At 42.6% G+C, this 23,018-nt stretch carries 19 protein-coding genes; 6 read left to right on the top strand and 13 right to left on the bottom strand.

What is annotated here, in order from left to right; genetic code table 11:
* Positions 1–513 precede the first annotated feature (513 nt).
* The 3 genes from KR50_RS00780 to KR50_RS00770 form a co-directional block, all read right to left on the bottom strand.
* On the bottom strand, positions 514–1,827 hold the full coding sequence (locus tag KR50_RS00780) for an ABC transporter substrate-binding protein (RefSeq protein WP_041053638.1): 1,314 nt from the start codon (positions 1,825–1,827) through the stop codon (positions 514–516).
* 19 nt (positions 1,828–1,846) lie between these two features.
* A complete protein-coding gene (locus tag KR50_RS00775) occupies positions 1,847–2,833 on the bottom strand; it encodes a LacI family DNA-binding transcriptional regulator (protein ID WP_041053635.1) in 987 nt (328 codons plus the stop codon).
* A 322-nt stretch (positions 2,834–3,155) separates the two neighbouring features.
* On the bottom strand, positions 3,156–3,638 hold the full coding sequence (locus KR50_RS00770; RefSeq protein ID WP_041053634.1) for a hypothetical protein: 483 nt from the start codon (positions 3,636–3,638) through the stop codon (positions 3,156–3,158).
* A 240-nt stretch (positions 3,639–3,878) separates the two neighbouring features.
* Between KR50_RS00770 and KR50_RS00765 the strand changes: the two genes are divergently transcribed.
* From KR50_RS00765 to KR50_RS17890, 3 genes are all read left to right on the top strand, one after another.
* Positions 3,879–4,622 carry a Cof-type HAD-IIB family hydrolase gene (locus KR50_RS00765; protein ID WP_041053632.1) on the top strand — a complete coding sequence of 248 codons (744 nt, stop codon included), beginning with the start codon at positions 3,879–3,881 and terminating at the stop codon, positions 4,620–4,622.
* A 124-nt stretch (positions 4,623–4,746) separates the two neighbouring features.
* Positions 4,747–5,574, top strand: coding sequence for an aldo/keto reductase (locus KR50_RS00760; protein ID WP_041053631.1), 828 nt, complete (start codon positions 4,747–4,749; stop codon positions 5,572–5,574).
* Between the two features lie 395 nt (positions 5,575–5,969).
* Complete coding sequence (locus KR50_RS17890) at positions 5,970–6,998, top strand: general stress protein (RefSeq protein WP_052476629.1); 1,029 nt, start codon at positions 5,970–5,972, stop codon at positions 6,996–6,998.
* Positions 6,999–7,059: 61 nt separating this feature from the next.
* Here the strand turns inward: KR50_RS17890 and KR50_RS18130 are convergent.
* From KR50_RS18130 to KR50_RS00730, 3 genes are all read right to left on the bottom strand, one after another.
* Positions 7,060–8,393, bottom strand: a protein-coding gene (locus KR50_RS18130) for an IS3 family transposase (protein WP_232304221.1) whose coding sequence is annotated in 2 segments (ribosomal slippage) — positions 7,060–8,003 and positions 8,003–8,393 — 1,335 coding nt in all. Because the reading frame shifts where the segments join, the coding sequence is not laid out codon by codon here.
* 129 nt (positions 8,394–8,522) lie between these two features.
* The gene (locus KR50_RS00735; protein ID WP_041053627.1) at positions 8,523–8,999 is read right to left on the bottom strand and encodes a hypothetical protein; all 477 of its coding nucleotides are present in this window, start codon (positions 8,997–8,999) and stop codon (positions 8,523–8,525) included.
* 63 nt (positions 9,000–9,062) lie between these two features.
* Entirely contained in the window at positions 9,063–9,452 is a 390-nt protein-coding gene (locus tag KR50_RS00730; protein WP_052476627.1) for a DUF2500 domain-containing protein, read from the bottom strand.
* Between the two features lie 203 nt (positions 9,453–9,655).
* Between KR50_RS00730 and KR50_RS00725 the strand changes: the two genes are divergently transcribed.
* Positions 9,656–10,408 (top strand): SDR family oxidoreductase, encoded by a 753-nt coding sequence (locus KR50_RS00725; RefSeq protein WP_041053626.1) that lies wholly within the window; start codon positions 9,656–9,658, stop codon positions 10,406–10,408.
* 173 nt (positions 10,409–10,581) lie between these two features.
* Here KR50_RS00725 and argF read toward each other — a convergent pair whose 3' ends face one another.
* The 7 genes from argF to argC all read right to left on the bottom strand — a co-directional run bounded on the left by argF (position 10,582) and on the right by argC (position 19,926).
* Positions 10,582–11,532, bottom strand: coding sequence for an ornithine carbamoyltransferase (gene argF / locus KR50_RS00720; RefSeq protein ID WP_052476625.1), 951 nt, complete (start codon positions 11,530–11,532; stop codon positions 10,582–10,584).
* Positions 11,529–14,624 carry a carbamoyl phosphate synthase large subunit gene (locus tag KR50_RS00715; RefSeq protein WP_041053625.1) on the bottom strand — a complete coding sequence of 1,032 codons (3,096 nt, stop codon included), beginning with the start codon at positions 14,622–14,624 and terminating at the stop codon, positions 11,529–11,531. Before KR50_RS00715 ends, argF begins: the two co-directional genes overlap by 4 nt.
* Positions 14,617–15,678, bottom strand: coding sequence for a carbamoyl phosphate synthase small subunit (locus KR50_RS00710; RefSeq protein WP_041053623.1), 1,062 nt, complete (start codon positions 15,676–15,678; stop codon positions 14,617–14,619). The genes KR50_RS00715 and KR50_RS00710 overlap by 8 nt, the downstream gene beginning before the upstream one ends.
* Positions 15,679–15,754: 76 nt before the next feature.
* Positions 15,755–16,909, bottom strand: a complete 1,155-nt coding sequence (locus KR50_RS00705; protein WP_041053620.1) for an acetylornithine transaminase — start codon at positions 16,907–16,909, stop codon at positions 15,755–15,757.
* Positions 16,906–17,688 carry an acetylglutamate kinase gene (argB, locus tag KR50_RS00700; protein ID WP_041053617.1) on the bottom strand — a complete coding sequence of 261 codons (783 nt, stop codon included), beginning with the start codon at positions 17,686–17,688 and terminating at the stop codon, positions 16,906–16,908. The genes KR50_RS00705 and argB overlap by 4 nt, the downstream gene beginning before the upstream one ends.
* A complete protein-coding gene (gene argJ, locus KR50_RS00695; protein ID WP_041053614.1) occupies positions 17,651–18,877 on the bottom strand; it encodes a bifunctional ornithine acetyltransferase/N-acetylglutamate synthase in 1,227 nt (408 codons plus the stop codon). Before argJ ends, argB begins: the two co-directional genes overlap by 38 nt.
* Before the next feature lie 17 nt (positions 18,878–18,894).
* On the bottom strand, positions 18,895–19,926 hold the full coding sequence (gene argC / locus KR50_RS00690) for an N-acetyl-gamma-glutamyl-phosphate reductase (protein WP_041053611.1): 1,032 nt from the start codon (positions 19,924–19,926) through the stop codon (positions 18,895–18,897).
* 886 nt (positions 19,927–20,812) lie between these two features.
* Here argC and KR50_RS00685 point away from each other — a divergent pair.
* A complete protein-coding gene (locus tag KR50_RS00685) occupies positions 20,813–21,976 on the top strand; it encodes an NAD(P)/FAD-dependent oxidoreductase (protein WP_041053608.1) in 1,164 nt (387 codons plus the stop codon).
* Between the two features lie 17 nt (positions 21,977–21,993).
* Positions 21,994–22,860 (top strand): RNA polymerase sigma-70 factor, encoded by an 867-nt coding sequence (locus KR50_RS00680; RefSeq protein ID WP_041053607.1) that lies wholly within the window; start codon positions 21,994–21,996, stop codon positions 22,858–22,860.
* The last annotated feature ends 158 nt before the right edge of the window (positions 22,861–23,018 follow it).

The raw sequence follows: 23,018 nt of genomic DNA, 5'->3' as shown, positions 1-23,018 counted from the left end.
GCGCCTTCCGCTTTTATTCATAGCTAGCTGCAGCAGGCAGTGGCTCGAGGTCATAAGCCGCACTGCCCAATAGGCAAAGGGCGCCTATTTGTGCAGGTCGTCTTATGCTTGTCGCCCCTAAACGCCTGCTTCCGCTTTTATTGGTATCTAGCTCCAACGGGCAGCTCCTCGGATCGTAAGCCGCTCCTCCATACAGGTAAAGAGCACCTGTTTGGAGGAGCGTCTTACGTCTGTCGGAGCTTAACGCCCGTTTCCGCTTTTAGTGTTATCCAGCTGCAGGCGCTAGCTCCTCGAGGTCATAAGTCACGCTGTCCCAGCAGGCGAAAGGCATGCCTGCTTGGCCAACGCGCCTTATGCTTGTCGGAGCTGAACGAGCGCCTTCCGCTTTTATTTTATCCAGCTGCAGCAGGCAGGGGCTCGAGGTCATAAGTCACGCTGTCCCAGCAGACAAAGGGCACGTCTGCTTGGCCACCGCGTCTTATGCTTGTCGCCCCTAAACGCCTGCTTCCGCTTTTATTCTGCCATTGCAGCTTCTATTTTTTCTTGCATGTTGGCTGCTGCTTCTTCAGGTGTGATGTCTTGTGTCAGGGCTTTGGATAGTTCTACCTGCATGATGTCTGTGATCTGCGGGTAGATTGGTGATACAGGACGCGGTACAGCGTTTTGAAGAGTAGCTACGAATTCTTCATTTGAGAATAGGGCTGCTGCGTCTTGAACTTCAGGGTCTTCGTAAAGTGCTTCTAAAGTAGGGGCACGTCCGCCTTCTACAGCACTAATTTTTTGTCCTTCAGGTCCTGACATGAATTTTACAAATTCCCATGCTTCTTTAGGGTGTTCACTGTAGCGGTTGATCATGCTCATCCAGCCGCCGAGTGTTGCTGCGTTACCGGCATCTCCAGCAGGCAATACAGCAAAGCCGACGTTTCCGGCTACTTCAGATGCTTCTTCATCGTTTGAAGTTGCCTGCATATAAGGCCAGTTGCGGGCAAAAACGGCATCTCCGCCAACCCATGAATTGTTCGTTTCTGTTTCCTGGAAGCTTAAGATATTGCTTGGTACAAAGTCAGCGTTAGCGAACTCAACCATTTTCGTAATTCCTGCAATTGTTTCCGGGCTGTCTACTACGACTTCATTATTTTCATCTACTACTTGTCCGCCGTAAGCAGCAATAAATTCTATGGCATTTGTAATCATGCCCTCATATTGATTTGCCTGCATAAGGTAGCCGAATTCCGTGCCGCCTTCACCGTTTAGCTCGCCTGCCATCTCAAATAGTTCGTCCCATGTTTCGGGAGGGGTTTCAACAATGTCGGTGCGGTAATATAGCAGCCCGGCATCTGTATATTTTGGCATCGCATACTGGCGGCCGTTAAAGTTTCCTGAAGCGACCGTACCAGGGAAGAAGTCGTCCATGTTAATGCCGTCTGCCTCAATAAAACGATCAAGATCAAGAGCATATTGAGCCTGCGCAAATTCTGCCGGCCAAATTACGTCTGCATCAAACACATCAATTTCCGTTTCCTGTGAGCTGAAGGAGGTTACGTACGTGTCATGTGAAGCGCCTGTGTCAGCAGGCATTTCACGGAAGTTTATTTTAATATTTGGGTTCGCCTCTTCAAATGCTTCAATTATTGCTGGAGTGGCTCCGGTTACGTCAACTCCGGCTGCGTATGTGATTTCAACCTGCTCACCTGATTCCGTATCTCCGTCAGATCCATTATCCGGTGTATCGTTTGCTGCTTCATCGTCATCCCCGCTGCATGCCGCTAAAAGTAAACTCATAGACAGAACGGTTACACCAGCTATTTTTTTATTCCAAAGTTTCATGTAAATACCCCCTTGATGGTTATGTTGATTGTCTTTCTATTAATCGTATTGGCAATAGGATGTCCTGTGGCTTATTAACTGACGGGTTATGAATTATCTCTAACATGACGTTCATGGCAGTAATCCCAATATCTGTAGTGAATTGATTAATGGTTGTAATTTGCGGGTCCAGCAATGCAGCAATCGGCTGATCGTCAAAGCCTATAACCGCCAGATCCTCCGGAACTCTCCAGGAATGCTGCTGGGCTTCTTTAATAATACCCGCTGCCACTTCGTCACTGCCTGTAAAAACAGCAGTAGGTGTACAAGACAAGGCGTGAAGCTTTCTGAAAATCTCTCGTCCGTCCTCAATTGTAAAGATGTTTTTAAACATCCACGCAGGCTCAGGAGTAATTCCAGCTTCTGTAACCGCTTTCAAAAAACCTATGCGGCGATTGGTTGAAACACTGCTGTCGTTCCCCTGACAGTAGGCAATTTTTTGGTGTCCTTTGTCGAGCAGATGCTTTGTACCGATATAACCGCCTTCAATTTGATCAAGGCGGACTCTGGTAACCCTCGCTGCAGGATCATATTCATTACAATAGATAATGGGTCCATACTTGGTAAAAGGCTCTATAACCTCCCAGGTATTTTCAACGGATGCCATGATAATCCCATCTACTTGTTTTGATTTTAGCAGCTGAAAATATTCAAGTTCTTTTTCTCTATCAATTCTCGTATTGCAAAGAATGACTTGAAAGCCAGAAATGGCTGCTCTTTTTTCCATTGCATCAACCAATTGGCTGAAAAATGGGTTGACAATTCTTGATACAAGAACAGCAATTTTCTTTGTCTTCAGGTTTCGGAGTCTTTGTGCAGATGAATTAGGCACATACCCAAGTTCAGCCATGGCCTGTTGAACTGCGCGCTTTTTCTCTTCGCTGACGTAGGGATGATTATTGATAACCCTTGAAACGGTCGCTTGTGATAATCCAGCTTTTGACGCAACATCTTTAATCGTGTACACGTACTCACCCTCCTATAGGAACACCTCCAATAAATGATGTGAAATCGTTTTCATAAGTAAAGCATATTACAGGAAGATGACAAAATCAATAGTCTATTTGAAAAATTCTAATAATTTAATTAATTAATAGACTTGTAAAGAGAGAGGGTTTATTTCATTATTTAGCAGATGTTTTCGTGTGGCAGGAGGGGAGCGGCATTAATGCGCCTCAATTTCCATCGTTTTAACAAAAAAGAAAAATGATTATGCACAAGACACAACCATTTTTCTCTAGTATCTATAAGATGGGAGAACAAACATGTATAAAAATCCACCAATTTATTTATTCTTCCGTATTTTCCTCCTCCTCAGGAGGCAGTTTTTCCTGCTGGGCGGAAATCATTTGCCGAATAGAGGCGGGAGCAGTATCGTGATTCATTCTTGCACGAACGTAAAAAGGGAATAGATCCTTTACGCTTTCTTCATAAGAAGCTCCGTCCGCTGGTCTTTTGTGACCTGCAGCTTTGTTTTCTTCGTCAAGTAAGATTACCAGGGGAAGGGAAGCACCTGAATCAATTTGCTGTTTTTCTCGGTTCCATTCTTCAAATGTGTACCATACGTACAGCTCTCCGTCTTTGCCGCCGTAAATTTTATAGCCATCCGTAATGACTCCGCCCTGATTGTTCCACGCAACGTTCGTTTCTAAGTATTTTTTTACCGATCTCGTTTGATGGTCAGGTACCTGAAAAAACAAGTTAAATAAGAGAATCAGAACCCCCGTAACAAGGGCATACAACACATATTTTATTTTTTTCTTTAAACGCATACGAATTCCTCCAGATTATAGCAGCCAGTTCTATATAGAGATATTTGACAAAAAGAGTGAAATTTCCTTCTTTGAATAAGCTTTATCTTTAAATAGCAACACAACTCATACGTAATGGAATGTTTGCGGGGCGTTCAATTGTCCATCATTACCAATAATGTAGACCATTCGATTTTACTGGTCACACGCGCTATACTACAATCAGGAAATCGAGAAGCCGGAAGGAGACGAAACAGAATAATGGAGTCAAAAAATATAAAACTAATTGCATTGGATATGGACGGCACGTTATTGAAGAATGACCACACGGTGTCAGACTACACACGTAAAACGATTAAAGAAGCTCAGCAAAAAGGAGTCAAGGTTATGGTCAGCACCGGGCGACCTTTAATAAATTGCCAGGAAATCGTGGAGTCGCTTGAGCTTGCCTCCTACTTAATTACGGTGAATGGAAGCGAAATATGGGATGCGGATTTAAATTTAATTGATCGGACGATGATTGATGTCGAGCATATTGATCAGATGTACAGGCTTGCTCAACAGCATGAAACGCATTATTGGTCCTCAACGGTTGGCGGAGTATGGAATAAAACGACTTCGTTTCCACAAACGCTTGATGAGCATGAGTGGCTGAAGTTCGGATTTGATATTGAGGATGATGCTGTCCGGGAAAGTATTCGGGAAGAGCTTGCAACGAATGAATTTTTGGAAGTCACAAATTCCAGTGAAACCAATATAGAGGTAAATGCTGCGGGCATCAATAAAGCCGCTGCGATCCGAAAAGTATGTGATCTCCTTAATATCACGATGGACGAGGTTATGACAGTAGGTGACAGCTTAAACGATCTCGCTATGATCAAAGAAGCAGGTGTGGGAGTGGCGATGGGCAATGCTCAGCAGAAGGTCAAACAGGAAGCGGACTGGATAACTGAGACGAATGAACAAGACGGAGTCGCGAAAGCTATTAAAAAGTTTGTTCTTTAATCTATAGGTTTTTTGTTCCTATTAAAGGGTATTTGAAATGAGTAAGTGCATAATAATAGATTTAGTTTAAAGACACGACTATACTAAGCTAGTAACTATTTCGATTACCGAAAGGAGTTTTACTGTGAATACAATTACGCTTAACAATGGTGTTGAAATGCCGCAAATCGGACTTGGTGTTTGGCAGGTGGAAGATGGCAAGGAAGCTGCAGATGCTGTGCAAAAAGCAATTGAAGTAGGGTATCGTTCAATCGATACAGCAGCCATTTACAAAAACGAAGTTGGAGTAGGCGAAGGCATTAAGGCGTCTGGTATCGCGCGTGAAGATCTTTTCGTTACAACAAAAGTATGGAATGCGGATCAAGGCTACGATACGACGATTAAGGCTTTAGATGAAAGCCTTGAAAAACTGGGTCTTGATTACGTTGATTTATATCTAATTCACTGGCCGATGCCTGGAAAAGACCGGTATGTAGATACATACAAGGCGATGGAAAAGCTCTATGAAGACGGAAAAGTTAAAGCCATTGGTGTTTGTAACTTTGAAGTTGACCATTTGCAGCGGTTGCTTGACGAATGCACGGTTAAACCTGCAGTAAATCAAGTTGAATGCCACCCGTACCTTGGTCAGCATGAGCTAAAAGAATTTTGTGCGAAAAATGAAATCTTTTTAGAATCATGGAGCCCAATCATGCAGGGCGGAGCTGTATTAGAAGACGATACGATCCGCAACATTGCTGAAAAGTATGGCAAAGAGCCGGCTCAAGTAGTTATTCGCTGGCATATTCAAAGCAATTCAATTGTAATTCCGAAGTCTGTTACGCCTTCGCGGATTGAATCAAACTTCGATGTGTTTGACTTTGAATTGACGGAAGATGAAATGAAGAGTATCAATAATCTGGATCGCAACGAACGAAAAGGTCCTCACCCAAACGATATGGATAAAGAATAACGGATGAAACCCCCAATGAGTTTAACCTCATTGGGGGTTTTTCCATTTATGAAAAAGAAAAAACGGGTTACCCTCTTTGTCAGACAGCAAGAATGGATAACAGGAGTTCATGTCGATTCCTGGAAAAACTTCTTATACACCTATAACATTTTAGCCATGTACAAATTTGGAAGAAATAAAAATAGTCCATTAGAAGGATTTCATTCCAGAGCCTGCTCCAAACAGTTTTAAAAAAAGATAGACGGGTAAATCATAAGTATGCTATAGCACGAAAACAACAATTAACTATATTTATTCATTGGTGCGCTGTACGGTCTAAAAAGGCTAACCGGATAACCACCTCAAAAACTGAAAACAAATGCAACAAAGTTTTACTATGACTAGGAGGAATTGAAATGTCAGCAAACTATGTTGAAACATTCAGATCAGAACAAGAGGTATTGGATAAAATTGAAGAATTGAAAGTGCAGGGTTATTCTGAAGAAGATATGTATGTAATGGCAAGAGATAAAGATGAACTTTCCTTAGTAAGAGGTCGTACAGACGTGGATCTCGAATCATCCGAGGGCAACTGGATGGACAAATTTAAAGCATTTGTTACAGGAGATTCTCCTGTAAGAGAAGCGTTCAACAGAATGGGCATGGAACGTGAAGATGCTGAGCGCTACTACGATGATGTAAATAACGGCTCTATTCTTCTTTATGCAGATAGACATTACGGAGATTCATCATCAACTGCTTATGCAGATTCAGATGAACGCGAAGGGATTCAGTCTACCGGGTCGGACAATTCCAACTACGTGGATGAAAACATCGCTCCGCCTACTGGGCTTGAACAAGACCGTAAAGTAAAGGGAACGAATTTTACAAATGAATCTACTCATACTGAGCCGGGCAGCGATAACGGCAAAAACTATGAGCCTTCAAGCAGAGATAAAGAAAAATTTGGCGGCACAACAAGCGGCAGTGACAACGGCAGCAATCCTATGTACAACGAAACCTCTTCTGATGCTGTTGACTCAGGAACACCAAGGAATGATATCCGTCCGGATCAGGAAGGATGCACAGCACAAAATGAATCCGTTGACAATGGGGAGTGGAAAGACCGTTCACCAGGAACATCGGGCACGTATTCAAACAAAGGTGAAGACACTGTCAATGTCGGCAACACTGAAGTAGACAATAGAAATGCAGAAAAATATGAAGATGATGAAAATCGACTGTGGGGCGGACAGAACGTAGAAGATGCTGGAGACGATGAAAGAAATCAGCATAACCACGACGTCAACGCAAACGATAATAATGGAAATAAAGATCGTGATAAAGCAGACCCGCTGCTAACAAATAAAAGCCGGGAAAACTCAGTAGACGACCGTCGTTTACTTGAAGAAGAACGTGTATTCAGAGGAAAAGATCGATTATAAGAAAAGAAAAAAGCTTGCAGGGGATTAATCCGTACCCTTTGTAAAGGACATTTTAAAAAAGCTAGGCCACTTTAAGAAGATGATCTCTGTATTGGACAGGGGTCATCTTTTTCATATTCCATTGATATCTATAGTGATTATAATAGTGGATGGCAGCTTTCACTTCCTGTTTAAGTTCTTCTAATGTTTCACATGACTCAAAATGAGCGAGGTCCTTAAAATGCCCAAAGAACGATTCCTGCGGAGCATTGTCCCAACAGTTTCCTCTCCTGGACATGGATTGATCCAATCTAAATTTCTTCACTAATTTTTGAAAAATAGGGCTGGTATAATGACTTCCCTGATCAGAATGTATATAGGCGCCTTTCACCAGTTTAATGCGCCTGTTTTTCTTTAATTTCTTAAGTGTATCTGTCGCAATATCAATGGTTACTCGATCAGAGACCTGATGAGCTAAGACTTCATTAGTTGATGCATCAAGAATGGTGGAGAGATATGCTCTTTTACCTTTTCCATAATAAAGATAGGTGATATCTGTAAGGAGGACCTTGTAAGGGATACCCTGTTTAAACTCCCTGTTAAGAATGTTTTTAACGACCTTGTGCTCCTGAGTCGCTTTCATGATGCGCTTATAAGGATTTGCTCTCCTAAAAGGACTCTCGATTCTGTATTTCTTCATAATTCTTCTTATTCTCTTAAGGTTGAAGACAACGCCAAACTGACCTGCCAATACCATCTTAATCTGGCGAGCCCCTTTTTTACGGTTCTTAAAATGATAGGCTTTTAAAACCAACTCCCTAAGGGAGTTATCTTTTTTCTCCCGATCTCTTCTTCTTTGAACTTGTTTCGGTGAAAAGTAATTATAATAGCCCTGACGCGAGACACCAGCTATTTTACACAGGTGAGATACCATTCTTGTTAAGTTGTATTTATCGATGACAGATTGAATTAGGGTGAATTTCTGTTCGGCTGTTAGGGTTATTTCTTTTTCATCCTCCTTTCTTCTAATCGTATCTTTTTTAATAGTTCATTTTCTGCTTTCACAAGATTAAGCTCAGCCTGTAACTTTTTATATTTTTCTTCAATAGAAAGCTCTCTATCACTTGGTCTCCCTGAGTTTCCTGGTCTTGTATCACGGAGCCCCATAGCGCCGTTTTTACGGTATGCTTCTCGCCATCTTTTACTAGCTGAATTAATCCGTCTTTCACCGACAACCTCCGGATCTAATCCATACTCCCTGAATATATCACTCGGAAATTTCCCCTTTTCGTATTGAGCTATAAAAAGCTCCTTAAACTCTTCACTATAAGTAATTCCCTTCGGGCTAATTGATTTCACATAAGGATTTATAGATAATAGTTGGATTTCTTTTGAAGAAAAAATCTTCTTACTCATGTACTCCCCCCGTTCTAATTAATTCATTGTACATAAAAAACCTGTGTAGTAGACGCTTTTTTTAAAGTGTCTACTACACAGGTTACAGATTAGATTTCCCTGCAAGCTTTTTTTTGCGTTTCTCAAAGATCAATACATTTTCTTTGTAAAACCCTCTTCTTCTAAATAGGAAGCCGCTTCGTTATATGAAGGGAAGATTCCATCCAGGTTTTTACCCGCATACACACTCCACATATCCTCTTCCTTCGTTAACATCAGCGTTTGCAGATTACGGTTCATCCATTTTTCTTCTACAGCAGGCTCAAAATCAGCCAAATCTTCATGGGGTTCTTGAGAAAGGGAATGAATCGATTTTTCAATTACAAGACGAATGTCTTCTTCAGGAAATTCACGTATATTGATCATGCCTTTTTCATTTTTTTTATATCCCTTTACAAAACCTCCAAAAATAAAGCCATTTCCATTGGGATGAAGATGATAGCCGACAATGGATTTGTCTCTTTTGCTTTCCTCAAAAAGAAAGTTCACGCGTCCAAGAGATACATCATTTCGGGTCAATTCAGGGTACGATTCAAATATAGCTATTTTTTCTTCAAATGTAAGCATAGTGCCTCCGGTAAACTCAATTTTTTTCTATACTTATTATATCATAATTTACTATGTCCTACTTTAAGAAGATTCTCTCATAAATTTATGAAAACGGGTGCCTTGATAGTCGAGAGAGCCTTTATCTCCTTCTGCTAAGAGGCCAAATTCATTTCCTTTAACCTCGAACTCTTTTCTCGTCCCGTTTATGAACTCAAAAGTAATGTAGTAATACGAAGTCGTACGCGGATGCTGGTTACCTCCAACTGAGCGGTTCTCTGTTCTTTTCGAGAGAACCAGCGCTTCCTCCTGTACGCGGGGCGCTCGATTATTGCTTGACCAGACAGAAACACCCTTTATTGAAGTATATATAATGATCCCAAACACAATAATAAATACAATGGCAATAAATATAGGTACTCCTGTAAGCATAAAGTTTGATGGGGAAGAAGAAAATTGAAGCATGGTATTCATCACTTGACCTCCTTTTTTTTATTCTACAAACAGTATACAAAACATAACGGATAATCTTAATCGTTTTATTTAATGAATGAAATAAGAAGATTGATGCTAAATGATCTGTGATAAGATATAAAAAACTAAAAATTTAAAGTTAGTTTTTGCGCTGAGATGACTTCACATTTTCGGTGATATAGAAAGCGAAGGGGGAGGAAGAAATGAATAATCGTTTAGATGGAAAAATCGCCCTTGTTACGGGTGGATCAAGGGGACTTGGTAAATACATAAGCGAAGCGCTGGCTTTATCAGGCGCTGCGGTGATCGTCAATTATGCGAATAACCAAACAGCCGCTCAAAATACGGTTGAACAAATTAAAGCAAAGGGAGGAGCTGCCTTTGAACTTAAGGGGGATATCACCAATGAAGAAGCGGTGCAAAATTTGGTTCAGGAGGCAGAGAAAATAGCGGGAGGCAGCATCGATATTCTGGTTAATAATGCAACCGGCCCACAACCGGAGCTTTCAATAGAAGAAAGCAGCTGGCAGGATTATCTGGATCAGCTCGATTTCTTCGTAAAGGCGCCGCTGCTGCTGACTAAAGCGGTTCTTCCTGAGATGAAAAAGAAAAAGGAAGGAAGGATTATCCTAATAGGCAGTGAAGTCATCCAGCTTGGCAATCCCGATTTTTCAAGCTATGTAACAGCTAAATCTGCTCAGCTTGGCATGACCCGTTCTTGGGCAAGCGAACTTGGTCCGCACGGCATTGGGGTTAATCTAATTAATCCTGGTTTTATTCCAGTAGAAAGACATGAAGGAGTCGATCCAAGCGGCTATGCCGCATCCGTCCCATTGAGAAAAACGGGGGAAGGAGAGGACATTGCGAATGCGGTCGTTTTTCTCGCGTCCTCTGACTCAAAATTCATTACAGGACAATCGCTCTCGGTTAACGGGGGCAATACATTTGGAATTTAGAGGCTTGAAGGTTTTGATATCATCACATTTAATATAAAATCAAGCAGACGAAGAATAGTGGGTACCCTCGATAGATGAGAGTACCCGCTATTCTTCGTTTTAAGAGTTATGATAAGGCTGATGGTCCCGGTCTCTTTGAGAGGAATCATTCAATCAGTTGTACTTCAGCATACTTATTTCATCAGAGCAGCAAGCAATGCTTTTTGGGCATGCAGACGATTTTCTGCTTGCTGGAAGACGACCGAATGAGGTCCTTCAAGTATAGAGGTGGTGACTTCTTCTTCCCGATGAGCAGGAAGACAATGCATAAAGAGATAGTCCGGGTTAGCATAGGCGGCCAATTTTTCATTTACCTGATAAGGAGCGAAGTGCTGCATGCGCGCTAATGCCTCTTTTTCCTGCCCCATACTTGCCCACACGTCTGTGTAAAGAATATCGCTCTCTTTAACAGCTTTTAGGGGATCTTCTGTAATTTCTATTTTTGCACCGCTGAAAGCTGCAAAGGATTGAGCCAGTTCAACCATAGCAGCTTTAGGGAAGTATTTTGCCGGAGCCGCGATGGTGCAGTCCATGCCTACTTTAGCAGCTCCAATCATAAGGGAATGAGCCACATTATTGCCGTCTCCAATATAGGTCAGTTTTTTTCCTTTAAACGTCCCGAAGTGCTCATAGATCGTCAACAGGTCAGCTAAAATCTGACAGGGATGATAATCATCTGTTAAGCCATTAATGACAGGAACCAAGCTTGCCTGTGCCAGTTCTTCTACTGTTGTCTGATGAAAGGTTCGAATCATAATGCCATCCAGATACCCTGACAAAACGCGAGCTGTATCAGCAACCGTTTCGCCTCTTCCCATCTGGATATCACGAGTGCTTAAGTACATGGCATGTCCGCCAAGCTGCAGCATCCCGGCTTCAAAAGAGACGCGGGTTCTGGTAGAGGATTTTTCGAAAATCATTCCAAGAACTTTTCCTTCTAGAAGGGGAAGATACTTATTTTCAGGTTTTTTTAATTCTATTGCAAAATGAAGCAGATCGAGTAGTTCGCTAGCTGTATAATCTTTCAGCGATTGCAGGTTCTTTTGTGCAATCGTCGGAATCAAGGGACGGGTTGAGTAATTCATGTCAGCACTCCTTTCTGAGTGAAGGTGGATTGGCCGAGAGTTCCGAGAAACGCTTCGACGGTTTCAAGACGTGTCCATGCATGCAGACGGTGAATGGCAGCTTTTTTTGCGTGAAGCGCATCACCATCAGGATATAGATTGATATAAGCCTTTTTATTGTCTTTTTTCATCCATTTTTCAAATGAAAGGGATTGAGATGAATAGACTGTGAATCCATGCAGTTCCCAAGCTTTTTGATCAATAAGCGGCAAGGAAGAAGCTTCTACAAACAAACTCCCATTTTCTGACCAAAGATCAGCGAGCTGCTGACTCGCACCAACAAGCGCCTGGTGGAGGGCAATAGCAGGATCAGAATGAGAAGCGATCACTTCACCAGTTGATGTCATAACAGGGGACAGCGCCGGTGAAAGATTCGGCAGTTTCACGTGTGAAAAAACAGGTGCTTTAACGGTGAATTTACGCTGACCGTTAAAATCAGCTAAAATATTCAGTTCGTCAAACGTTTTGCCAAGCATCAATGCAGTCGCATGTTGAACAAGCGGCACATCTGTGACTTTACTGCTGATTGGAGCGGTTCGGGAAGCTCTCGGGTTTATTTCAATCACATATAAACCGTCCTTTTGACAGACAAATTGAATGTTAAAAAGTCCTTTGAAATCAAGCTTTCTCGCAATATGTTTGGAAACATGGCATACATGATCGAGCATTTTAGCAGGTAGGTTAAGGGGAGGCGTAATGGAAATACTGTCTCCGGAATGAACCCCCGTTCCTTCAATATGTTCAAAGACAGCCGCAATCCACGCATTATTCCCATCAGACAGAACGTCTACCTCTACTTCTTTTCCTTCAATGAAACGGTCCACCAATACCGGGTATTCAATTACAGAAGCAGCTAAATAATCATCGAGTTCCTGTTCGCTATTGAGCTTGATCATGCCGCTTCCTCCGATCACATACGACGGTCTTAATAAAAGCGGAAAGCCGATGGAGGCGACTGCCTGCCAGATTTCAGCGGGCTGATTGGCCGTATAGCCTGGAATAACAGGGAGGTGAATCGACTCTAAAAAAGAATAAAAACGGTCCCGATCCTCCATTTGATCAAGAACGTCAGAACTCGAGCCTAAAATTGTAATCCCTGCTTCTTCAAGGGAGGCTGCAACATTAATCGAAGTCTGGCCGCCAAACTGAACGATTACCTGGTCAATGCCTTCAAAGTCCAGTACATTCAAAATGTCTTCAGTTGTCAGCGGTTCAAAATAAAGGGCGTCTGCCACCTCGTAATCCGTGCTGACGGTTTCAGGGTTATTATTGATCATTACTGCTTCATATCCGAGCTTTTGAAGGGCCATAACGCTATGAACGCAGCAGTAGTCAAACTCAATCCCCTGACCGATGCGGATAGGACCTGAGCCAATTACGGCCACTTTTTTCCCTTTGTTGCTCCGGTAATCGGATGTGCCGCTCCAGGTGGAGTAAAAATAATTGGTTCTCGCTTCGAATTCAGCTGCGCATGTATCTACCATGCGATAAGAAGGAATTAGCCCCCATTTTTTACGCTGACCTCGAATCAAAGAAGCAGGAACACGCCATAACGCGGAAAGATCTGCATCACTAAATCCGTGTTTTTTAGCCCACTGAAGACGGTCTTTCGTTATCTCAGTCCAGGTGAATTCTTTTAATTCTTCTTTCACAGTTACGATTTTTTTTAACACCGTTAAAAAGTAAGGAGAAATATCCGTTTTCGAATGAAGGTCTTTAATCGATGCTCCTCGGGCAAAAAGCTCAAGCATGACAAACAGTCTTCTATCATCTGCTTTCACAAGCAAGTGATCCAGTTCTTCATCACTGCAGAGTGCAAGAGAGGGCATTAGAAATCCCTCAAGCTTGATGTCAAGTGACCGGACGGCTTTTTGAAACGCAGCCTCCATATTCCGTTCGATGGCCATGACTTCACCAGTCGCTTTCATTTGTGTGCCAAGCGTACGATTTGCTTGAGGAAACTGATCAAAAGGCCAGCGAGGAATCTTGACTGTGACATAGTCTAGTGCCGGTTCAAAACTTGCAAATGTCGTTCCGGTAACCGGATTTTTGAGCTCATCCAGATGATAACCAATTGCAAGTTTCGCTGCGAGCCGCGCAATGGGATAACCCGTTGCCTTGGATGCTAAAGCAGACGAACGGCTTACACGAGGATTTACCTCAATTAAAAAGTACTCAGACGTCTTTGGGTGAAGAGCGAACTGGATATTACAGCCGCCAACAATGCCGAGTGCATCAATGATTTTTATCGATGCCGTTCTTAAGCTATGATACTCTTTATCATGCAGCGTCTGACTCGGTGCGACTACAATAGAGTCACCGGTATGAATTCCTACAGGATCTAGATTTTCCATATTGCAGATCGTAATGCAGGTGCCTGATGCATCTCGCATAACCTCATATTCCACTTCCTTGTAGCCGCCAATGCTTTTTTCAATAAGACATTGCTTAATCGGGCTGGCGCTCAATCCTTGTGTCACAAGATCAATAAATGCTTCTTTTGTTTCAGCGATTCCTCCGCCAAATCCGCCAAGTGTATAAGCAGGACGAACGATGACGGGATACCCGACTGAGCCTGCAAAATGCAGTGCCTGTTCAACAGTGTAAATAATGTCACTCTCAGGAACCGGCTCCTGCAATTTGTTCATAAGAGAACGAAACGCTTCACGATCTTCCGCCTGTTTAATGGATTCAATTTCGGTCCCAAGAAGCCGCACGTTAAATTTGGATAGGATGCCTTGATCGGTCAATTCCATAGCAAGGTTTAGCCCCGTCTGACCGCCGACTGTTGCAAGAAGTCCATCAGGCCGTTCTTGTTCAATGATCGAAGTAAGGCTGTCAGCTGTCAGCGGTTCAAAGTAAACTTTGTCTGCAGTTGTACGATCTGTCATGATCGTTGCTGGGTTATTATTTACTAATACGACGTATATGCCTTCTTCCTTCAACGCTGTACAAGCCTGCGTTCCCGAATAATCAAATTCTGCTGCTTGGCCGATGACAATGGCGCCGGACCCAATGACGAGTACTTTTTTTATCGACTCTTGCTTAGGCATTTAATGACACCTTCTTTTCTGTGTGAATCAAGCTGAAAAACGTCTCAAATACTTCGTGGTGCTCAGCAGGTCCCGGCGATGCTTCCGGATGAAATTGCACAGTCATCAAAGGCAGCTGATGATGGCAGAGTCCTTCAATACTTAAATCGTTCACGTTTTGATACAATATCCCGAGAGTTTGAGGCAAATTCCTACTTTCAACTACATAGCTGTGATTTTGAGAGCTCATGCTGACGTTGCCGTTCTTGGTATTTCTGATAGGATGATTTGCACCTCGATGACCAAATGGCAGCTTAGTCGTTTCTGCTCCAAAGGCAAGGGCCAAAAGCTGGTGTCCAAGGCAGATTCCGAGAGAAGGGTAGCGCTCAGCCCATTGCTTGTAAACCGGTATAAATGCTTCAAGAGAAGAGGGATCACCAGGACCATTGGAAAATAAAAGAGCCTCGACGCCGTAAGAGTCAAGATCGGCTGTTGATGTTGTATAAGGAAAAATGGTCACCTTGCAGCCCCGATTCAGGAGTGCCTGCAGGATTGATTTTTTATAGCCAAAATCGATTAATCCAATATGAAGCGCACCGTTTCCAATTGTTTGAATGGAGGAGGCTGTCACATTCGGCACCAGGAATGTTTTGATCGGCTCCCAGGCTGGAAGGGGCTTGCCTTCAAGGCTCATAACGGCTTGCATCGTACCGTCTTCCCGAATGACCTGGATAAGCGAACGGGTGTCAACACCTGTCATAAGCGGAACTCCCTGCAAAGCAGCAAATTCGAGTAAAGACATTCCTTTTTCAAGCTCTCCCTCATACACCTCTGCTGCTATGATCCCTGCCACTTGAATGTCAGCAGATTCAAGGTTGGCAGACTGAATTCCATATTGACCCAGCAGCGGGTAGGAAAACACGATGATCTGTCCGTGGTATGAAGGGTCAGTGAGGACTTCCTCATATCCGGTCATCCCTGTATAAAAAACGATTTCTCCTTGTATATCTTTTATGGATCCTTTCCAAGTACCTGTAAACGATTGCCCGTTTGATAAAGATATATTACCCTTCATGATCGCTAACCTCCATTGCATAAATATAGATATAAATGTAATAATATTCATTAGAGTGTAAAAAAGTACTCCTTATTCAGGAGTCGATCGAAACTTTTGATAAAATAAGATCGTTTAAAATAGTTGAAGCGCTTATTAGCTCTTCCCTCGTTACAGTGAGGGGAGGGAGCAGACGGATCACGTGAGATCCTGCTGGAACAAGCAGCAATCCCGCTTGCTCAGCCTGCTTTACAATCGAAGAAACTTCGCTGGTCAATTCGATTCCGAGAAGAAGGCCTGTGCCTCTGATTTCTTTTACAGAGCTATTATTTAAAAGAGGAGACACCAGCTCCTTCAGAAGGGTCCCTTTGTCGTTAACCTGTTGTATAAATGATGGATCAAAAGCTAACTCAGTTACTTTTTGCGCTACACTGACAGCAAGTGGATTGCCGCCAAAAGTCGTCCCGTGCGTACCAGGACCAAAAGAGTCAAAAAGCTTAGCTGAACCAAGCATTGCGCCAATAGGGAATCCATTTCCTAGTCCCTTTGCAAGTGTGACGATATCGGGCTCTAACTCAAATTGCTCAAAAGCATAGCGGCTTCCGGTGCGGCTGATGCCTGTTTGAACTTCATCAATAATTAGTAAAATGTCCTTGTCATGACAAATCGATTGAACTTTTTCTGCAAAGGCTTTGTTAATAACGTGAACACCGCCTTCACCCTGGATTACCTCAATCATGATGGCCGCCACAGTTTCGTCTACGGCTTCTTCGAGCGCATCTAGTTGGTTAAAAGGAACATGCCGAAACGATTCAAGAAGGGGGCCGAAGCCTTGTTTTATTTTTTCCTGTCCCGTTGCAGACATGGCGCCAAATGTACGTCCGTGAAAGGATTGCTCACATGTGATGATGACACTTTTTTTCGTATGCTTTCTGGCAAGTTTAATGGCAGCTTCATTCGCTTCTGTTCCACTGTTGCAAAAAAACGCATGAGACAGAGGGGAGTCTGATACGAGCGCGTCCGCAAGCTTTTCCTGCTCAGGACTGTCAAATAAATTTGAGATATGCCAAAGTTTTTCACTTTGACGATGAAGAACATCGATAATCGCCGGATGGGAATGGCCAAGGTTTGTTACCGCTATTCCGCTTGTGAAATCAAGATAGGATTTGCCCGAATCATCTTCAACGACTGTACCCTGTCCTTTTACAATAGACAGAGGGCGTCTTGCATAATTATGAAATAAAGAGCTCAATGGACTTTCACCTCCTGTGAGATTTGTGTACCTTGCAGTGATTCACCGACAATATGTACAGAAGCAACTCCTGCTTCGAGACAATCGAATGCCGCATGGACTTTTGGAATCATTCCACCATAAATATCACCAGATGAAATGCTTTGTTTAATTGCTTCAGGTGTCAGCAGGTTTTGGGTTTTCCCGTCGAGCTTAATGCCTTCAGTGTCTGTTACCAAAAGCAGTGCTTCAGCTTGCAGTGCAAGAGCTGTTTTTGCAGCCACTGTGTCAGCATTAACATTCAGTGCCATTCCTTCTTTTGTTCGGCCGATGCAGGACAGTACAGGAACAAAGCCTCCCTGCATTAAAGTTTGAATAAGCTCTGTTTGCACAGTTTGAATTTCTCCGACGCATCCATACACATCCTGATCCAGATACGTACAAGTAAGCATTTGATCATCAAAGCCGTTAAGCCCGACTGCCCTTATTCCGGCGGATGTTAATTCATGAACAAGGGAAGGGTTCACAAGTCCGGCAAGGGTGCTCTGAACGATCTCCATTGCTTGAGGAGAGGTGACGCGCAGCCCATTTACACTAGTCGTTGAAACGCTTCTTTCTTCAAGCTGCTTATTAATTGCAGGGCCGCCTCCATGAACAATGACAACCCGCTGTCCACTTTGCGTTTTTTGTGCAAGTTCTTTATAAAATGCCGAGGTCAGCTTTTGGAGCAGGCTGCCACCGAGCTTTATGACTAAAACAGGTTTATGTTCGGTAACTGGCATTGATTTGAACGTAGTCATACGTTAAATCGCACCCCCATGCAAGTCCATGTCCATCTCCCTGGTGGACATCCACTTTTAATTTAATTTCAGGCTGTTTTAAGTATTCAAGAAGCTCTTCCTCTGAGAAAGCAACAGGTTCCCCATCTTCAACTACTGTTGCATCGCCGATTTTAATCATAATTGCATTAGGATCAAGAGTGGCGCCGCTGTATCCGACAGCCGCAAGGATCCGTCCCCAATTGGCATCGCAGCCGAAAACAGCCGTTTTAACTAAAGGTGATCCAACGACGCTTTTGGCGATCGAGCGTGCTTCTGCATCAGAGACGGCGCCCATTACTTCCACCTCAATTAATTTTGTTGCACCTTCGCCATCCTTTGCTATCATCTTCCCGAGATCCTCACAGACACAAAGAAGGGTTTGAACAAATACTTTCCAGTCAGGGTGAGCGGGGGAAAGTGCATCATTTTGGGCCAGCCCGTTCGCCATTACGATGACCATATCATTTGTCGACGTATCTCCATCTACAGTAATTGAGTTAAAAGTGCGGTCTACGACAGAAGTAAGAGCATGATGAAGGTGGTAGGATTCAATCGCTGCATCTGTTGTAACGAAGCCGAGCATTGTAGCCATATTAGGATGAATCATTCCGGAGCCTTTAGCAGTTCCTGCAATCGTAATGGACTTCCCGTCAATGTCCACTTTATAAGCTGTGTTTTTAGAAACTGTATCTGTCGTTAAAATGGATTGAGAAAATTCGATTGAGCCTTTTAATCCTGGTGCCGGCTCCAGGCGAGGAATTCCGGTTTTAATGCAATTCATTGGCATTTTTTCTCCAATGACTCCAGTAGAAGCCACTCCAACCAGATGAGGAGCAATTCCTAATTTTTCGGCAGTCATCTGCTGCATGGTCTTAGCATCCACAAAGCCTTGTTTGCCTGTACAGGCGTTGGCATTTCCTGAGTTGACAATCATTGCCTGAAGCATGCCTGACTGATCGATGGCTTCTTTAGTAACGATTAAAGGGGCGGCCTGAACTGCATTCGTGGTATACACACCGGCTGCATGGGCCGGTACGTCACTTACTAAAAGAGCAAGATCATTTTTTTTATGCTTGATGCCGCAATGAAGTCCTGCTGCGCGGTAACCAAGAGGAGAAGCGATGTTGTTTCCTGAAATACGTTTGATCGATGGATAAACAGTTGTCATCTTAGTCCTCCTTTAAGCTAAATAAATAATGGTACTACGTCCAATCCGGTTTTTTCATTGAACCCAAATTGAAGGTTCATATTTTGAATCGCCTGTCCAGCGGCACCTTTTACCAGATTGTCAATAACAGAAACGATCGTCACCCTGTTTGTTCTTGGATCTAAGTGAAGTTGAATGTCACAGTAATTTGATCCGTACACCTGGTTTGTGCCAAGCTTGTCACCATGAGAAGAAAATCGCACGAATGGTTCGTCCTGATACGTTTCTTTATAGCACTCAATCAGCTGTTTTTCGGTAACCCCTTCAGATAAAGGGGCATATGCAGCGGATAAAATGCCCCGTGTCATGGGAACAAGATGTGTGCTGAAGGTAATCGGTTGTTGTTTTATGGAAAAAAATTCTAGTCCCTGTTCGATTTCAGGGATATGCTGATGCTGATTAACCTTGTAGATTGATAGATTTTCATTCGTTTCACTAAAATGAGTGAGTTGAGAAGGTTTATTTCCTGCTCCAGATACCCCGCTTTTTGCGTCAATGATCAGGCTGCTGGCATCAATCAGTTTGTTCTTAACAGCGGGCAGCAGAGAAAGTAAAACGGCGGTTGGATAACAGCCTGGATTTGCGACCAGGGCAGCCTCCTTTATTTGAGCCCGGTTCCACTCCGTTAATCCGTAAACGCTCTGTTTCAGGGCATCAACCGGAGCGGCTTCTTTCTTGTACCACTGCTCATATTCTTTTTCTGGCAGCCGGAAATCCCCTGATAAATCAATCAATCTTGGTCCTTTACCAATCAGGGAAGGCAGTAATTTGCTTGATACACCGCTTGGCGTGCTCGTAAACACAACGTCAAGGGAGGCTAAATGGTCAAGATCAATTCTATGAAGAGGTGTGTCATGAATATTCATCAAATGTGCATATTTATGAGAAAATATAATTCCTTCATCAGACGATGTAAACAGGTCAAGTGATTCCACTTCACTATGCCCGTGTAAAAGTCTAATGAGTTCAAGCCCTCCGTATCCAGAAGCGCCTATAATTCCTGCCTTCAAAACATCACCCCGAAAAAATAAGATAGACACATTATAGTATGTATAAAAATAAATGCAACAGTATTTTTATAAAAAATATAAAATTATAAAAAATGAACCGGTTCATTTCCGTTTCAGACGGATGCTTTCCGCGTGGCGGGAGGTGAGCCGGTTTGCTGCTTCGCATCTGCTCCGTCTCACCCTTCCCGCTGCATCACGCAGGAGTCACCGCCTTCCACTGCAATGAACCTATCCTTTTGAATGAATATTTAAAACGATGTTACTCTTGTGTGTTGTAAAGAGGGGGACCGGTTCATTTCCGTTTCAGGCGGATGCTTTCCGCGTGGCGGGAGGTGAGCCGGTTTAATGCTTTTGCATCTTCCCCGTCTCACCCTTCCCGCTGCATCACGCAGGAGTCACCGCCTTCCACTGCAATGAACCTGTCCTTTTACAGTAACATCAAAAGAAAATAACCTAATCTATCGTTTTGAATGAATATTTAAAACGATGTTACTCTTGTGTGTTGTAAAGAGGGGGACCGGTTCATTTCCGTTTCAGACGGATGCTTTCCGCGTGGCGGGAGGTGAGCCGGTTTGATGCTTTTGCATCTGCCCCGTCTCACCCTTCCCGCTGCATCACGCAGGAGTCACCGCCTTCCACTGCAATGAACCTATTCTTTTTAAACAGGGTAAGAAATAAAAACATAAATCTTGATATTGTTTTAGCACGGTTGCTTCTACTCGACTAGTTAAACAACAGAGATAATTATCGATATGTTGACCCGAACAAAACGGTGTAGTGACGAAAAGTAGAATACAGCTATTTGATATCTTTTTGGTGGTCCCATCTGTCACAAATAGGTTTCTTTAATCGTCATGTGATTAGGACGATGAAAAGGAGAATTAAAATGAAAAATGAGAAAACAATCGTGGTCATAGGTGGCGGGTATGCTGGAATCAACCTTATCGAAGCACTTAAGAAAGAGTTTCATGAGGAGCTAAAGAGAAGCATTAGGATTATCTTGGTTGATACTAATACTTTCCATTTTAAGAAGGTTAAATTATTTAAGGGGATTGTTAATGAGAATTTGTCGAATTTACATGTTCCTCTAAAGCATTATTGCGGCTCTGATATTGAGTTTATTCAGGGGGAGTTAACAGCAGTTTATCCTAAAGAGCAAACCGTTCACATTAACAGGAAGGATGGGACATTGATCCATCTGGATTTTGACCGTTTGGTGCTTGCCATGGGCAGTGTACTGCGTGAAGTGAATTCAGAATGTGGAGGAATAACGCTCAATGATTTACAAAATGCCCAATGTATTCGGCAGCATTTGTTGGGGATGATGGAATCACCAGAGAGTAAACTTCGATTGGCAATAGTAGGAAGTGGGGTTACAGGAATCGAAACCGCTGCTGAAGTGGGGTCATGGTTGAAAAATGAAACTAAGAAAGAAGGGAATAGGCAGAAGAGAATTGAAATATTACTTATTAATAATAAACAGAGATTATTAGAGGAAGCTCCAGCGAAAATCAGTGAACGGCTTGAGAACAGGCTTATGAGACAGGATATTCATATATTGCACAATAAAAAGGCGGAAAAATTCTCGGACGGTAAAGTTGTTTTCTCTGACAAATCCGAACTTGAAGCGGATGTGTGTGTTTGGACAGTTGGATTAAAGCCTCATCCTAGCCTTTTCGATTTAGGTCTCTCTCTTACAGAACAAGGAAAAATAAAAGTGGATTCATGGTATCGCTTAGTAGAGAGTGAGAATATTTATGCCATTGGAGACTGTGTTCATGTGATTGACCCTATAAGTGGGCATGCTGCAGCAATGAGCTGCAAAGAAGCTATTTCCCAGGCTCATCGACTTTCTAAAATTATGAAGGCACATATTCAGGGATTTCAAGCAAACTCCCATCAAACCTACCCTGATTTTCTTTGTATAGGACTCGGTCCGAACGATGGTTTTGTATGGGCGCAAAAATGGGGAGTTGATTTTGTACTTTCAGGTAAATTGGCAGAAAAGATAAGAGAATATACATGGAATGTAGCCAGTATTACTCACTAAAGGAAGGAGATAACGGTATGGAGCTACAGAAACTCTATTCTCAGTTTCAGCCACTTTTATTTTCGATTGCTTACCGGATGCTCGGCACTGTTTCTGATGCAGAAGATATTGTTCATGATGTGTACTTGCAGGCAGGAGAAAAAACGATTGAGCATGTGGAAAATAAGAAGGCTTACCTTTGTAAAATGGTTACAAACAAATGTATTGATCATTTAAAATCTGCCGCGCATAAACGTGAGGTTTATATTGGTCCCTGGCTCCCAGAACCATTGATTTTAAACGATAACGATCCTATTATTGATGTGATGAACGGAGAAGCGATATCATTTGCCATTCTGCTGCTGCTGGAAAAACTGAAACCCGTAGAGAGAGCTGTTTTCATCCTTAGGGAAGTGCTAGATTATGATTATTCGACAATTTCGCAAATTTTGAATCGCAGTGAATCTAATTGCAGAAAAGTATTCAGCCGGGTAAAGAATAAATTTCCAATGATAAAAGAAGAGGTGGAAGCACCGAATGATCCGAAAATAGATAAAATTATAAAAACATTCGTGTTAGCATTAGATCAGGGAAACATACAGAAGATTGAAGAATTATTGCGTCAGGATGTTACGTTATATTCTGATGGTGGCGGAAAAGTATATGCTGCCTTAAAGCCAGTATATTCCAAAGATGTAGTCATCCGTTTTATCAGAAACTTACTGTCACATAACGATAAGAAACAAACCGTTGTAAAAATTGTTAATGTAAATGGGGAAACTGGACTCTTGGTAAGGGGAGTTGATCATGTCAAAACGGTTATTTGTTTCCATGTAAAAAACGATCAAATTGATGGAATCTATATTGTGAGGAATCCAGAAAAACTACAACATGTATACCTATAAGCTCACTGAGTTTGCTGCAATTTAGAGAAAGATTGCTCCTATGTAGTATTTTTCCCCTTCATATTTACAGAGCATGATTTAAAACTAAACAAGTTGAACTAAAGAGCTAGATTGGTTTAACTAACAAATTTATGTTATAAAACCCGACCTTTATCGTT

The organism is Jeotgalibacillus campisalis, assembly GCF_000829515.1.
GTDB classification, from domain to species: domain Bacteria; phylum Bacillota; class Bacilli; order Bacillales; family Jeotgalibacillaceae; genus Jeotgalibacillus; species Jeotgalibacillus campisalis.
Note: the sequence above shows the minus strand (reverse complement) of the source record. Positions and strands in the feature narration are given on the sequence as shown.

Excerpts from the sequence above, each read along its gene's own strand:
- KR50_RS00685 (WP_041053608.1), top strand. The coding sequence starts at position 20,813 with ATGAAAAATGAGAAAACAATCGTGGTCATAGGTGGCGGGTATGCTGGA.
- KR50_RS00680 (WP_041053607.1), top strand. The coding sequence starts at position 21,994 with ATGGAGCTACAGAAACTCTATTCTCAGTTTCAGCCACTTTTATTTTCG.
- argJ (WP_041053614.1), bottom strand. The coding sequence starts at position 18,877 with ATGACAACTGTTTATCCATCGATCAAACGTATTTCAGGAAACAACATC.
- KR50_RS17890 (WP_052476629.1), top strand. The coding sequence starts at position 5,970 with ATGTCAGCAAACTATGTTGAAACATTCAGATCAGAACAAGAGGTATTG.
- KR50_RS00715 (WP_041053625.1), bottom strand. The coding sequence starts at position 14,624 with ATGCCTAAGCAAGAGTCGATAAAAAAAGTACTCGTCATTGGGTCCGGC.
- argB (WP_041053617.1), bottom strand. The coding sequence starts at position 17,688 with ATGACTACGTTCAAATCAATGCCAGTTACCGAACATAAACCTGTTTTA.
- argF (WP_052476625.1), bottom strand. The coding sequence starts at position 11,532 with ATGAATTACTCAACCCGTCCCTTGATTCCGACGATTGCACAAAAGAAC.
- KR50_RS00780 (WP_041053638.1), bottom strand. The coding sequence starts at position 1,827 with ATGAAACTTTGGAATAAAAAAATAGCTGGTGTAACCGTTCTGTCTATG.
- KR50_RS00710 (WP_041053623.1), bottom strand. The coding sequence starts at position 15,678 with ATGAAGGGTAATATATCTTTATCAAACGGGCAATCGTTTACAGGTACT.
- KR50_RS00725 (WP_041053626.1), top strand. The coding sequence starts at position 9,656 with ATGAATAATCGTTTAGATGGAAAAATCGCCCTTGTTACGGGTGGATCA.
- KR50_RS00765 (WP_041053632.1), top strand. The coding sequence starts at position 3,879 with ATGGAGTCAAAAAATATAAAACTAATTGCATTGGATATGGACGGCACG.
- KR50_RS00730 (WP_052476627.1), bottom strand. The coding sequence starts at position 9,452 with ATGAATACCATGCTTCAATTTTCTTCTTCCCCATCAAACTTTATGCTT.
- KR50_RS00735 (WP_041053627.1), bottom strand. The coding sequence starts at position 8,999 with ATGCTTACATTTGAAGAAAAAATAGCTATATTTGAATCGTACCCTGAA.
- KR50_RS00770 (WP_041053634.1), bottom strand. The coding sequence starts at position 3,638 with ATGCGTTTAAAGAAAAAAATAAAATATGTGTTGTATGCCCTTGTTACG.